Source organism: Erythrobacter sp. CCH5-A1, assembly GCF_001557115.1.
Lineage (GTDB): Bacteria > Pseudomonadota > Alphaproteobacteria > Sphingomonadales > Sphingomonadaceae > Erythrobacter.
Genome location: NZ_LSKQ01000299.1, coordinates 1 through 13411 on the forward strand (window position 1 = coordinate 1; position 13411 = coordinate 13411).

Annotated in this window: 12 protein-coding genes; 6 read left to right on the forward strand and 6 right to left on the reverse strand. The window is 68.7% G+C overall.

Annotated elements, in window-relative coordinates; genetic code table 11:
- The coding region (locus tag AX708_RS20990) for a hypothetical protein (protein WP_197426427.1) at positions 1–911 on the reverse strand (911 nt) is incomplete at its 3' end.
- Between the two features lie 230 nt (positions 912–1141).
- On the opposite strand from AX708_RS20990, the gene AX708_RS18290 reads away from it, so the two are divergent.
- Positions 1142–3043 carry a serine protease gene (locus AX708_RS18290; protein ID WP_197426076.1) on the forward strand — a complete coding sequence of 634 codons (1902 nt, stop codon included), beginning with the start codon at positions 1142–1144 and terminating at the stop codon, positions 3041–3043.
- A 42-nt stretch (positions 3044–3085) separates the two neighbouring features.
- Here AX708_RS18290 and AX708_RS18295 read toward each other — a convergent pair whose 3' ends face one another.
- Both AX708_RS18295 and AX708_RS18300 read right to left on the reverse strand, forming a co-directional pair.
- The gene (locus AX708_RS18295; protein WP_197426077.1) at positions 3086–4207 is read right to left on the reverse strand and encodes a diguanylate cyclase; all 1122 of its coding nucleotides are present in this window, start codon (positions 4205–4207) and stop codon (positions 3086–3088) included.
- A 102-nt stretch (positions 4208–4309) separates the two neighbouring features.
- Positions 4310–5512: a phosphatidylserine/phosphatidylglycerophosphate/cardiolipin synthase family protein gene (locus AX708_RS18300; protein WP_066529617.1), complete on the reverse strand. Its 1203-nt coding sequence runs from the start codon at positions 5510–5512 to the stop codon at positions 4310–4312.
- A gap of 131 nt (positions 5513–5643) precedes the next feature.
- Between AX708_RS18300 and AX708_RS18305 the strand changes: the two genes are divergently transcribed.
- From AX708_RS18305 to AX708_RS18320, 5 genes are all read left to right on the forward strand, one after another.
- Positions 5644–6084, forward strand: a complete 441-nt coding sequence (locus AX708_RS18305) for an Rrf2 family transcriptional regulator (protein WP_066529620.1) — start codon at positions 5644–5646, stop codon at positions 6082–6084.
- A 159-nt stretch (positions 6085–6243) separates the two neighbouring features.
- On the forward strand, positions 6244–6411 hold the full coding sequence (locus AX708_RS20135) for a YezD family protein (RefSeq protein ID WP_082745569.1): 168 nt from the start codon (positions 6244–6246) through the stop codon (positions 6409–6411).
- A gap of 91 nt (positions 6412–6502) precedes the next feature.
- Entirely contained in the window at positions 6503–8947 is a 2445-nt protein-coding gene (locus AX708_RS18310) for a TonB-dependent receptor (RefSeq protein WP_066529621.1), read from the forward strand.
- A 37-nt stretch (positions 8948–8984) separates the two neighbouring features.
- Positions 8985–9758 (forward strand): sulfite exporter TauE/SafE family protein, encoded by a 774-nt coding sequence (locus AX708_RS18315; RefSeq protein WP_066529622.1) that lies wholly within the window; start codon positions 8985–8987, stop codon positions 9756–9758.
- Positions 9759–9794: 36 nt separating this feature from the next.
- Positions 9795–10598, forward strand: a complete 804-nt coding sequence (locus tag AX708_RS18320; protein ID WP_066529631.1) for a lipid II flippase family protein — start codon at positions 9795–9797, stop codon at positions 10596–10598.
- Here AX708_RS18320 and chrA read toward each other — a convergent pair.
- The 3 genes from chrA to AX708_RS18335 form a co-directional block, all read right to left on the reverse strand.
- Positions 10595–11944 (reverse strand): chromate efflux transporter, encoded by a 1350-nt coding sequence (gene chrA / locus AX708_RS18325; protein WP_082745576.1) that lies wholly within the window; start codon positions 11942–11944, stop codon positions 10595–10597. The two genes, AX708_RS18320 and chrA, sit on opposite strands and share 4 nt — an antisense overlap.
- A gap of 160 nt (positions 11945–12104) precedes the next feature.
- The gene (locus tag AX708_RS18330) at positions 12105–12449 is read right to left on the reverse strand and encodes a hypothetical protein (RefSeq protein WP_066529635.1); all 345 of its coding nucleotides are present in this window, start codon (positions 12447–12449) and stop codon (positions 12105–12107) included.
- Between the two features lie 61 nt (positions 12450–12510).
- Positions 12511–13317: a helix-turn-helix domain-containing protein gene (locus AX708_RS18335; RefSeq protein ID WP_066529637.1), complete on the reverse strand. Its 807-nt coding sequence runs from the start codon at positions 13315–13317 to the stop codon at positions 12511–12513.
- Positions 13318–13411 lie beyond the last annotated feature (94 nt).

Below are 13411 nucleotides of genomic sequence, written 5' to 3' on the forward strand. Positions count from 1 at the left end.
GCGGCGGGAATCGGTGCCATCGTTCCGGCCGGCGCGGCCGAGCTGCCCCCGCCGAAAGCCGAGCCCGCCGAACCGAAGGCCGAGCTCGTCGAGGAGCCGCCGGGCCCGAGGCTCGCCATGATCGCCGGGGGCTTCACCTCGACCACATAGGCCTCGGCCGCGCCGCGCAGCGATGCCGGGCTGGTGCCCTCGACCTCGGCCTGGGCCTGGGCCATGCCGTTGATGTCGATATCGAAATACTTGAGGACGTCGTCCTGCAGCTTCTTGTCGTCGCGGATCGCGCCTTCGATGAGATCGCGCTCGACATCCATCTGCGCGAGGATCTTGCGATCCGCCGCGGAGGCCTTGCTGCTGTCCTTTTCCGCCTTCTTGCGCTGCTTGGGATCGGTGATGGCGGCCAGTGTCGCGGCGCGGGCGGATTCGCGCGCGTCGAATTCGCGGCGCGTGGCATCGAGCCGCAGCGACCAGGTGGTGATCTGCCCTTGGCGGCATTCGGCGGTCGACCGGATCGAGCCGATCATGCCCTGCACCCGCGAGGCATAGCCCTGCGCGTCGCTGTTGATCAGCTTGACGAGCTCGCGATTGTCCGAGGTGATCTGCCGCTTCGCTTCGAGATAGCCGAGATAGCCGCCCGCCGTGGCCCCGATCAGCCCGCCCAGCACCATCGCGGTGGTGCTGCTGCCGCCATCGCTGTTGCGGACCTGCGCACCGGCCGCGACCCCGCCCAGCGCGCCGATCAGCGCGCCGACCATCGCCTTGCCGCCGGTCTGTTCGCGGTTGCGGTCACGGATCTGGACGAAGGGCGTGCGCTGCGACTCGCACACGGCGATGGCGTCCTTGAGCTTGGGCGCCTGCGACTGCGCCATCGCGCCCGCCGGCAGCAGCATCGTCGATGCCGCAAGCAGGGCCAAGGCCCTAGCGGCATGTCCTTGTGTCATGCGCATCACATTCCCCCGTTATGCTGTGTAAACTATTTGGCGCGGTCCCGATTCTGTCAATATGCGCGGACATTTTCACCTTGATTACGCCAGACAATTCGAAGCATCATTGCAGCCAATCGAAGTATCGCAGGCGGGGGCGTCAGGTGATGGTTAGCAGGCAGTTGGCCGCAATCGGCAAAAGCACGCGCGGCTGGGCGCGCATGGCTATCGCCGCAGCCGCACTGGGCTGTGCGGCGACGCTCGCCGGACAGGGGGTCGAGCGCACCGGTTCGGTCCAGCGCGGGATGATGACGGGCGGCATCTGGCTCGAACTGGCCGACAACGAACAGGGTCAGGTCGAGCTCGCGATCCTCGACGGATTGCCCGGCGGCACGCCGCAGACGCGCTTCGTCTCGCTGGTCGCGCAAGGCGAAGGCGCGGATTGCGCGCTGGTGAACGCCGAGGCCAGAGTGCGGCTGACGCCGTGCCGGATGTCCGGAGGCGCGGCGCGCGTCACATTGGGCAATGCCACCGGCGATGCGGTGTTCCACAACATCGGCTGGGACGGCAGTTTCGCCTGGGGCGGCGCGGCGGCGAGCGTCGCCGATGCACGCGCGCGCTGCCTGATGCCCGGGCTGAGCCGGATCGAAAGCCTCGCCGGAACGCAGCTCGGCTCCGCGCTGGCGAGCATGAAGGCCTCGGTCGCCCAGCTGCCCGAGAGCAGTTCGGACCTTGCCGCCGCGATCGCCGAGCTTCGTGCCGAGCGGCTTTCGGCCTATGCCGAGCTCGCCCTGACCCCGGCCGAGGAGCGCGCCGCCGCCCAGCTCGACGCCGCCATCGCCGGGCGCACGCCCGATGGCCGCGCGATCTCCCTGTCGGAGGCCGCGCGGATGCGGCAGGAGTTCGAGCGCACGGTCGGCCAGACCCCGCGCCGCAAGGAGGCGCGGCAGAAGCTGGTGACGATCGATCGCCAGCTCGCGGAAATCTACGATCCTATCGATGGCATGCGCCAGACCGTCCTGCGCGCGCAGATCCGCGACCGGCTGGTCCCGGCGGTGCAGGAAGGGTTGATCCAGCTGCTGGCGGACCGCCAGCCGGGCGCGATCATCGATCTGCTGTCGCTCGAATCCGCCTCGGCCGACATCGATTCCTGCGCCGCCGCGGTCAACCTGCGCGGCACGCTGCGCGCGCGGGAGCTGGTGCAATCGGCGCTGGGGTTCCGGGCGGGCGAGATCGCCGAGCTCCTCACCAGTGCCGTCACGGCCGCCCCCGACAGCACCACCGCGCGCCAGACCCTCGCCGTGTTCGAGACCAATCCGGCGATCATGCGCGCGCTGACCGCGAACGGCCGGACCGGAGCGATCACTTCGGCCAAGGCGCGGATCAAGACCCTCGCGGCAGCCGAGGAACGCGCCCGGATCGCGGGGATACGCGCGGCAGCAGCGGCAGCGGCGGCGGACAGCGTCCCGCCAACAACTTCAGGCGGGCGGTTCAACTCGACACGGGTGGACCGGTCGATCGTCTATGTCGGCAACCGGCTGCGCCGCACACGCGGCTCCGGCTTCATTGTCGCACCCGGGATCGTGGTCACCAATGTCCATGTCGTCGAGGATAGCCCGACCGTCTACCTGACCCCGGACGGCAAGAATCTCGACAATCCGGAGAACTCCTATCAGGGCACGGTGATCGCCCGCTATCCGATCCACGACATCGCAATCGTCCGCGTGCCGAACCTGCCCGGGCGGATCGTCGCCATCGCTGGGCGGGAGCCGAGCCGGGGTGCAGAGGTCTGGGCCGTAGGATATCCGGGCGCCGCAGATGTGGCGATCGCGGACAGCGCCGTGGTGGCCTCCTTCACGCGCGGTGTCGTCTCACGGATCTTTGATGGATACGCAATCCAGTCGAATGGCCGCGGAACCACCCGGCTGATCCAGTCGGACGCCCAATTCTCCGGAGGGAATTCCGGCGGGCCGCTATTCGATCATTGCCATCGCGTAGTCGGCATCAACACACAGAGTCACAAGACGGAAGCGATCCAGTATTCGGTCGGTACAGTGATCCTGGCCGAGTTGCTGCGTAAGGAAGGCATTACGCCGACAGTTTCGGCGGCCAGCTGCAACTAGCCCGCGCTCGGTCCAGTCCGGTCACGCCGAACCAACAAAGCCTCACGCGCTGAGCGAATTCTTGTGCGCGGGTAGCACTGCCGCACCGCCCTTGCTCCGCGTCTCGGCCTTGGCCTCATAGAGCGCGCGGTCGGCGTGGTCGAACAGGGCGTCGGCGTCCGCGCCGTCGGTCGGCCACTGCGCGGTCCCGGCGCTGGCGCCGACCTGGATCGGCACGCCTTCGATCACATGCGGCCGCACCAGCGCGATCAGCAGGCGCTCGGCCAGCGGCGTATCGCGCAGCGGCGAGTGCGGCGGGATCAGCACCGCGAACTCGTCGCCGCCCTGACGCACCACCAGACCGCCCTCGCCCACCACGTCGCGCAGCCGTTCGGCAACGCTGCACAGCAGCCGGTCGCCGAAGGCATGGCCGTGGCGGTCGTTGACCGGCTTGAACCCGTCGAGATCGAGCAGCACCAGGGTGAAGGGCGGCGCCTCGCCCCCCTTGCCGAGCAGCCCCGCGATCCGCGCGTCGAGCGCGCGGCGGTTGGCAAGGCCGGTGAGCGGATCGGTGTTCGCAAGGTCGCGGGTCTGGTGCTGCAACTGCAGCAGATCGACCAGCATCGCGTGGCCCTGCAGGATGAACCGCACGAGGATCAGCGTCGCCAGTACCAGCGAGGTCGCCGCGGCGATCTCCGGCGGGCGGCCCGAGAGCAGCATCAGCGCCGACATCGGCACGACGCCGATGACGAGGTTGAGGATCGCGGCAAAGCGGATCGCCGAGAGGCAGTAGGCGGTCGCCAGCGCGCCCATCGCGATGATCATTGCGAAGGCGGCATGGGCCTCGGGGGGCGAGGCGAACCAGTTGAGCACCGCCCAGGTGCTGCACATCACCGCGACCCAGCCCGATACGCTCGCCGCCTTGCCCACCAGCAGCTGCGCGCGGCGCAGGCTGAGGTGGCGGCGGCGGCTCACCGCGTTCTCGATCAGGCCGAGCACGCACAGCACAGCGAGCAGCGCGGGCATGCCGTATTTGATCGCCCAGTGGAGGTCGGCCGCCCCCGCCCACGCCGCAGTCGGCGTGGTGGCGAGCAGCATGACGTACATGACGTTGGTCTGCGTCTCCATCCGCCGCGCGCGCAGCAGGGTGAACTCGTCCCGGATCGCCTCCGGAATGGGCGGCATCACGCGTGCCCGCAATCTGTGGATCATCCCCCGCATCGCTCCATGCCTAGGGAGAAGCCGTAAAGTCCGCGTTAACGATAGTAAGCCCGTCCGGCTAACCGGCTAGACAGTCCCCGCCTTGCTGATGCGATAGTCGGCAAGGCTCAGCCAATAGGCGATCCGCCAGCGCAGCCGGTTGAGGAAGGTGCTGTTGCGGGCATACCAGGCCGGGGTGATCGGCTCGCTCGCTGCGGCCATGTGGTCGATCAGCTTGCGCATTTCGGCCGCGACCGCCGCATCCTCGATCCGCACCATCAGCTCGACATTGATGCGGAAAGACCGCTTGTCGAGATTGGCGCTGCCGACATAGGCGATGTCGTCGACCACCAGCAGCTTCATGTGCAGCTTGCAGATGCCGAATTCGAACAGCTTCACCCGCGCGCGCAGCAGCTTGCCGTAGAGCAGCCGCGCCATGTCGATCGCGGCAGCGATGTCGGACTTTCCGGCCATGATCATGCGCGCCTCTCCGCGCCGGCCGATGCGGGCGAACAGGCGGCGGAAGCTCCGCGGCGGGGAGAAATAGGCCGACACCGTGTCAAGCCGCATGGCGGTGACCAGGTCCTTGCGCAGCACCCAGGCCCAGTGGCCCTTCCGCACCAGCGGCCCGCCGACCAGCAGGCGGACGGGGCCGTCCCCGCCGTCCCACTCCTTGACGATGTCGCGCAGGCGCCGCAGCTGGGTGGTGCGGCCCGCCTCGGCATTGGCGACCCAGCTTTGAAGCAGGCCGAACCAGCGGATGAACTGCTCCACCACCGGGCCTTCGATTAACACCGAGAGGTCGCACCAGCCGTTCTCGGCGGGGATGGCGAAGTAGTGGTCCGAGACATTCGCTCCGCCGGTCATCACGCGGGCGCCGTCGGCGATGGTGAACTTCTGGTGGTTGCGCACCAGATAGCGCGCGCCCCATTTGGGGCTGAACAGGGCAAAGCTGCCGCCCGCCTCGACCAGCGGCTCGAAGAAGGCGGCGCCCGCATCATTGCCGAAAGCGTCGACGATGAGGTCGACCTTCACCCCCCGCCGCGCGGCGGCGACCAGGGCATCGCGGACCATGGTGCCCGAGACGTCGCTGTCGAACAGGTAGTAGAACACACGCAGGGTTTCGCGCGCGCTCCCGATCAGCGCGACGAGTGCCTTCAGCCGGTCCTGCCCGTGGGGATAGAAGGTGAAGTCGTGCCCCGCTGCGGTGAGGCCGAAGGGTTCGAGGTCGCAGTAATCGGTCGCGGTGTCCGACGCCTCGGGCAGCGATTCGGTGGAGGCTGTGGCCATGCCGTCCTTGTAGACAGGCTTTGCGGCAACCCGACAGCCCCGCGCGGTGAACGGGGGCAGGCTTGCGAGCGTGGAGCAAGACGTCTCCCGCCCTTGACCGCAAACCTGGCGCGGCGGATAGACATTCTCCCATGCTGTCGCAGAAGACCCGCTACGCGATCCGCGCGATGCAGCACCTCGCCGACAATTACGGGCAGGGGCCGGTGCAGCTTGCCGCCATCGCCGATGAACAGAAGATCCCGGCCAAGTTCCTGACCGTGATCCTGTCCGAGCTCGCGCGCGCGGGGCTGGTCGAATCGCTGCGCGGGCGCGACGGGGGCTACTGGCTCGCCATCCCGCCGCTCGACATCACCTATGGCGACCTCATCCGCCACATGCGCGGCAGCCTTGCGCTGGTGCCCTGCGCCAGCCGCTACGCTCACGAGAAGTGCAAGAACTGCCTCGAGGAAGGCGAGTGCCGCACTCGCGCACTGATGCTCGACGTGCGTGACCGCACCGCGCAGATCCTCGATACGATCCGCCTGTCCGACCCGATCGTGCCGGTCCCCGCCTTTGCCGAGGACACCGCCTGAGCGGCACACCCGGCCGAAGCGGCGGCCGCCGATGGTCGCGCAAAGCCCACCTTTCGTCCGACTACAGAATTTCTGCGCGCCGGCCCTATTGTCAAGCAAATCACTAGAGTTTAGTTCCTTGCGCAGCGGGCACCTCCCCGCGCAAGGAAAGGCCCATCCATGGACCACTCTGAGAAAGGCTCAGCTTCCGGCGGCGTGCTGCCCGAAGCACTGGCGCTGGTGAGCGAGGCGCTCGGTCGCCTGCGCTACGGCGCGATCCAGCTCACCGTGCATGACGGCAAGGTCATGCAGATCGACGTTACCGAGAGGAAGCGGCTGACCGATTGACGGCCCGTCCCGTGACCTCCTCCACCACCACACAACAGGGACCCGCAGACCGGACCGCCGGATGCCCGCCCGCTTGCAAAGGCGAGACACAATGCATCCGATTTCCCTCCGCACCGCGCTATTGCTCGGCGCCGGCCTTGCGGCGCTCACCGCCGTCCCCGCCACCGCGCAGGACGCCGCGACGGACAACGCTGCGGCTGCCGAAGAGGCGCAGACCGACACCAGCAACGACATCATCGTCACCGCCCGCCGACGCCAGGAAAGCGCGCAGGACATTCCGCTCGCGGTATCGGTGCTCGATGCCAAGCAGCTTGACGAGACCGGGGCGTTCAACGTGAACCGCCTGCAGCAGCTCGCCCCCACCCTGCAATTCTACTCCTCCAACCCGCGCAACACCGCGGTCAATATCCGCGGCCTCGGCGTGCCCTTCGGCCTCACCAGCGACGGGTTCGAGCAGGGCGTGGGCATCTATGTCGACGACGTCTATTACTCGCGCGTCGCCTCGGCGACCTTCGACTTCCTCGATGTCGCGCAGATCGAAGTGCTGCGCGGGCCGCAGGGGACGCTTTACGGCAAGAACACCACCGCGGGCGCGATCAACATCCAGACCAACCAGCCGACCTTCGATTTCGAGGGCCGCGCCGAGGTGAGCGTGGGCAATTACAACTACCAGCAGGCGCGGGTCGCGGTGTCCGGCCCGCTTTCGGACAAGGTGGCCGCGCGCATCGCCTTCTCGGGCACCAGCCGCAATGGCACGATCCGCAATGTCGTGACCGGCGAGGACATCCAGAGCCTCGACAATATCGGCCTGCGCGCCCAGCTGTTGTGGGAGCCGACCGACACGCTCAAGATCAAGCTCGTCGGCGATTACAACAAGCAGGACGCGGTGTGCTGCGGATCGGTTTTCGTGCGGACCGGGGCGACCCAGCGGCCCTTGAACCGCCAGTTCGCCGCGCTCGCCGCCGCGCAGAACTATGCCCCGCCGAGCACCGATCCCTTCGACCGGCTGACCGACCTCGATTCCAACCTCAACGCGGGCAACGTCATCGCGGGCGCGGCGCTCAAGATCACCTGGGACGTGGGGCCGGGCACCTTCACCTCGGTGACCGCCTGGCGGACCTGGGACTGGAAGCCCGAGAACGACCGCGACTTCACCGGCCTGTCGATCGTGCGCCTCTCGCAGAACCCCTCGCAGCAGGACCAGTACACGCAGGAATTCCGCTACGCCTATTCGGGCGAGGCATTCGACTTCGTGCTCGGCGCCTTCGCCTTCGACCAGCGGATCGACACGCAGGGGACTGAGCAGCACGGCATCGCTTCGAGCCGCTGGACGATCGCGCCGAACAACGCCCTGTCGAACGAGCCGAGCGTTTTGAACGGCCTCACCGCGCGCAATCTCCAGTTCCTCAAGAGCACCAGCGCGGCGCTGTTCGGGCAGCTTTCCTGGAAGGTGACCGACGCCTTCACCATCCAGCCGGGCGCGCGGCTCAACTACGACAAGAAATCGGGCTTCTACCAGCGCCGGGTGTTCACCGGCACCGGCGTGGAGCTGACCGGCCGCGAGACCGACGCCCGCTCCCGCGCCCAGCTTGCCGTCTTCACGCCGCAGGAAAGCGCGCCCGAGGATACCGACTGGAACCTCACCTATGACCTGACGGCGTCATATGAAGTCGCGCCCGATGTGCTCGCCTACGGCACCTATGCGCGGAGCTTCAAGACCATCGGGATCAACCAGAACGGGCTGCCGACCGACGCCAACGGCGTGCCAATCGCAGCAGCAGGCACGATCCGGCCGGAGAAGGTCGATCACTTCGAATTGGGCCTCAAGAGCCAGTTCTGGGACCGCAAGGCGACCCTCAACCTCGCCGCCTACCGCACCGATATCCGCGACTATCAGGCGACCGTGAACAACGGCCAGTTCGGGGTGCTGCGCGGCTATCTCGCCAATGCCGGCAAGGTCCGCTCGCAGGGGATCGAGGCGGACTTCCAGATCCGCCCGAGCGAGCGCTTCATCGCCTATGCGAGCGGCGCATATACCGATGCAAAATACGTCCGCTTCACCGATGCGCCCTGCCCGCCCGAGTTTGCGGGCGGCACCACGGTCGGCGCCGGCCAGACGCCGTCCGCACCCGGAACCCCCGGCGGCCTCAGCCCGGCCAACTGCGACATTTCCGGCCAGCGCCTGCCGGGCGTGTCGAAGTGGTCCTTCTCGTTCGGGGCCGAGGGTAACGTGCCCGCGCGCGTGCTCGGGCAGGAGGGCGAGGTCTATCTCGGCTATGACGGCAGCTACCGGTCGGACTTTTCGTCCAACCCGTCGCCTTCGGTCTACACCTTTGTCGATGGCTACAGCCTGTCCAATTTCCGCCTTGGTTTCCGTACACAAGGCGGGCTCAACATTTTCGGATGGGTGAGGAACGCGTTTGACGAAGACTACTTCGAACAGCTCTTCGTTGGCCCGGGCAACACCGGCCTGATTGCAGGCCTGCCCGGCGATCCGCGCACCTGGGGCGGAACCGTCGCCGTTACCTTCCGATAGATCCCCCCTTCCACCCCTCGCAGAGAGGACATGCCTCATGCCGGACCTGACCCAGCTCCTTCTCGACATCCTGCCGTTCATCGCGATCGGCTTTGCCGCGCAGATGATCGACGGGGCGCTGGGCATGGCCTTCGGCGTCACCACGCAGACCCTGCTGGTGAGCGCGATGGGCGTGCCCCCGGCAAGCGCCTCGGCCAGCGTCCACCTGGTCGAGCTGTTCACCACCGGCGCCTCGGGGATCAGCCACGCATGGCAGAGGAATGTCGACTGGGGGCTGTTCCGGCGGCTGGTGCCCTTCGGGGTGCTGGGCGGGGTGACGGGAGCCTATATCCTCTCCAATATCGACGCGAGCGCCGCGCGGCCCTTCGTGATGCTCTACCTCACGGGGATCGGCTTCTACCTGCTGTGGCGGGCGATCCGGATGGCCAAACCGCGCTTCGAGGACCCCAAGTTCACCAGCCCACTGGCGCTGGTGGGCGGATTTCTCGACGCGGCGGGCGGGGGCGGCTGGGGCCCTGTCGTGACAAGCAACCTGCTGATCCAGGGCGGCGATCCGAGAAAGGTCATCGGCACAGTCAACACCGCCGAATTCCTGCTCACCCTGTCGATCTCGGTCACCTTCCTGCTGACGCTCGGCCCGGCGGCCTTCACGCTGATCACCGGCGGGCTGATCCTCGGCGGGGTGGTCGCCGCGCCGTTCGGGGCGATCCTCGCCAGCCGCGTCCAGCCGCGCACACTTCTGCTCGCGGTCTCGCTGGTGCTGATCGTGACGAGCGCCTACAGCATCTGGAAGGCGTGGCCGATCATCTAGGGCCGATCATCTAGGGCCGACCTGCGAGACACCGGGATGGACACTGAACTGCTGCTGATCTGCGCGCTCACGGGCGTGATCAACCTCATTGGCGCGCTCGCTTATGCGGCGCGCATCGCGGGGGTGCGTACGGGGCGCATCGCACTGTCCTTTGCCCTCTTCAACGTGCTGCTGTTGGTGAGCCGCACCTCGAACGGCTTTCTCGGTCCCTTCCTCGCCAAGCGGATCGAGACGGCGCTGGCGAGCGGCGACGGCGCCACCCTGATCTGGGACCTGCGGCTGGTGCTGCTGGCCGCCGCGGCCTCGGTCGCGCTCGGCATCGTGCTGGTGCCGACCGGGCAGCGAGTCTTCGCCGCCGCGATCACCTATTTCCAGCGCAGCCGCTCGACCGCCGGGCTGATCCTGCGGGCGATGACGCCCTCGGGGCTTGCCACCCTGCGGGATTCGGTCGCGATCCCTTCGGGCGGGACGCTGCAATCGCTGAAGGGCCCGCGCGGGGTGAGCTGGAGCGTGCTCGTCGCCAACGCGCTGGCGCAGGCGCTGCTGGCCGTCGGCGTGATCGCCTCGCTCTATGCCGGTTACCTCGTCCCCGAATTCCGCGTCACCGCCTCGCAGATGACCGCCATCGTCAACGGCTTTGCGACGATCCTGCTGTTCGCGCTGATCGATCCGCAGATCTCCGCGCTGACCGACGATGTGGTCGACGGCAGCGTGTCCGAGGCGACCTTTCGCCGCGCGATGATCTGGGTCTCGCTGAGCCGGCTGGCAGGCACTCTGCTGGCGCAGGTGGTGCTGGTGCCCGCCGCGGTTGTGATCGCCTGGGCGGCGGGTTGGCTCTAGCCAAGCAGGCCGAGCGCAAGCCCCCCCGCCGCGCACACCGCCAGCAGCCGCAGCACCCCCGACTTTGCCCCGAAAGCGAGCGCAAAGGCGAGCGCCGCCAGCAGCCCCGCACGCCAGTCGAAGCTGGCAAGCTCTGGCCAGTCAAACCGCAGCGGCCCCGCTTGGACCTCGCCGACGCGGGCGAACAGCACATGGAGCGCGAACCACGCGGTGAGGTTGGCGATCACGCCGACGACCGCCGCAGTCACCGCAGCAAGGCCGCCCTTGAGCCACACCGCATTCCCCAGCCGGTCGATCCACGGCGCGAAGGCGAAGATCCACAGGAAGCAAGGCGCGAAAGTCACCCATGTGGTCAGCCCCGCCCCGAGCAGCCCGGCCACCAAGGGCGTGAACGGCGCGGGCGCGCGGAAGGCGGCGAGGTAGCCGACGAACTGCGTCACCAGGATCAGCGGCCCCGGCGTGGTCTCGGCAAGGCCCAGCCCGTCGGCCATCTCGCCCGCCTGAAGCCAGCCGAAGCCCTGCACCGCCTCCTGCGCCATATAGGCAAGCACCGCGTAGGCGCCGCCGAAGGTGACGATGGCAAGCTGCGAGAAGAAGGCGCCGACCTTCCACAGCACATGATCCTGCCCCAGCGTCGCGGCGATCAGCACCATCGGCGCGGCCCAGATCGCGCCCCAGACGAGCACCGAGAGAATGGTGGTGCGCCACGGATGGGGGGGCAGCACGCCGCCGCCCTTCGCCGGTTTCAGCGCCAGCAACTCGGGCCGCGTCCGGGCAATGATCATCCCGATCACCCCCGATCCCAGCACGATCAGCGGGAACGGCAGGTCGAACAGGAACAGCCCGGCAAAGGCCGTCGCCGCCAGCCCCTTCTTCATTGGCGTGTCCAGCGCCCTCCTGGCGATCCGCAGCAAGGCCTGCACCACGATCGCCAGCACCGCCGCCTTCACCCCGAGGAACAGCGCCGCCACCCAGCCGAGGTTCGCGGCGAGCGCATAGAACACCGACAGCGCGAGAATGATGCACGCCCCCGGGATCACGAACAGCAGCCCCGCTGCCAGCCCGCCGCGCACCCCAGCGAGCCGCCAGCCGATCCACGTCGCCAGCTGCTGCGCCTCGGGGCCGGGGAGCAGGTGGCAGAAATTCAAGGCGTGGAGGAAGTCCTCCTCCGCCACCCAGCCCCGCTCCTCGACGAGCTCGCGGTGCATCAGCGCGATCTGCCCGGCAGGGCCGCCGAAGCTCAGGAACCCGATGCGGGTGAAGGCGGAGAGAAGCTCAGGGAAGGTGGGGGCGGGAGCGGTCACGCCCTCGCCCGGTGCAGCAATCGAAACGTCCGTGTCGGCCATGCGAACCTCGAAAATGGCCCCGCCGCGCAGCCGCACGGCAAGGGTGATGACGAGGCAACGCTTGGGCCTGTCTCGGCCTGGACGGGAGGTTGCTCGTCCCCGTGCCCTCACCTGCTAACGGGGAGGGCGGCGGGGTGCAAGGGGGTGCGAGGCGCGGGGCTCAGCCCGCCCCGATCCGCGCGGCAAGGCGCGTGCCGATCCACCATCCCGCCGCCAGCATCACCGCTGCGGCGGGCACGAACCACAGGGGGTGGGGAAAGGCGAAAAGGTTGATCAGCGCGAGCACGCCCAGCACCACCGGCACCGCGATGCTGAGGCCGCGCCCCGCCAGCGCCGCGCACACCGCCGAGCCCGCCAGCGCCCCGAGACCGTAGCCCGCGGCCGCGAGCGCGAACACCGCCTCCCCGCTCGTCATGCTGTGCCCGGCAGTCTCGACTCCGGCGATCACCAGTCCGGCCGCCAGAACGCCGCCCACCACCCCGCCAATCTTGCGCAACATCGTCATCGCCCGTTCTCCTTTGCCGCTCCTTTGGCGCGGCGGCGCGGCGAAGGATTGAAAAAAGCGGTCAGCTCAGCGGAAAAAGATGCGGCGGCAGGTTGCCCCCGCGCTTCTGGAGCGCGGCGGGGGTGGCGCCGGTCAGCGCGCCGACATCGCGGGTGAGGTGCGCCTGATCGGCATAGCCCAGCTCCTGCGCGAGGTCGGCGAGCGACTGCTCCGCTCCGCCAGAGCCCGCGCGGCGCAGCACCGCATCGAGCCGGTGGAGCCGCAGCCAGCGCTTGGGGCTGAGCCCGGCCGCGCGGGCGAAGGTGCGGCGCAAGGTTCGCGGGTGCACCCCCAGCGCCTCGGCCAGCGCGCCCGCGCGCGCGGCATCGGCAAGCGCGCCGAAATCGGGCCGATCCCCGCCGAGCGCGCTCTGCTCGGCGAGCCAGCGCCCGAACAGCGCGAAGCGCGCCACGTCGCTGTCCGCCGCGCGCAGCAGCGCCACCAGCGCGCCCGCCTCATCGGTGCCCCACACCTCGGCGAGGCGCGGCGGCGGGGTGCCGTCGCCTGGCGGCAGCGGGCCAAGCAGCGCCTGCGCCGCCCACGGCTCGAGCCGCGCGCCGATCAGATGGCGGCGCCCGACCGAGCGGGCATAGCGCGGGCCGGACTGGATCGGCGTCACCCAGGCATCGCCATAGAGCTGCTCCGCCCCCTCCATCGCCGACCGCCACCAGTGGACCCCGGCAATGCTGACGACCAGTTCGACATAGGGCTTGGGCAGGCCCGCATGGAGCCGCCCGTCATCCTCCAGCTGCCACAGCTCGAACACGCCTTGCGCGATGGCGGCAGGCGGGGCGGCGGTGATGAAGCGGGTCTGCGGCAGCGTGGGCACGGCGGCTCGCTTACACCATCGCAGGCCGCGCGCGAAGGGGCGCGGCGCGCCGGGACAGGTCACCTCCCCGTGCCACCACCAACCCGCACAAATA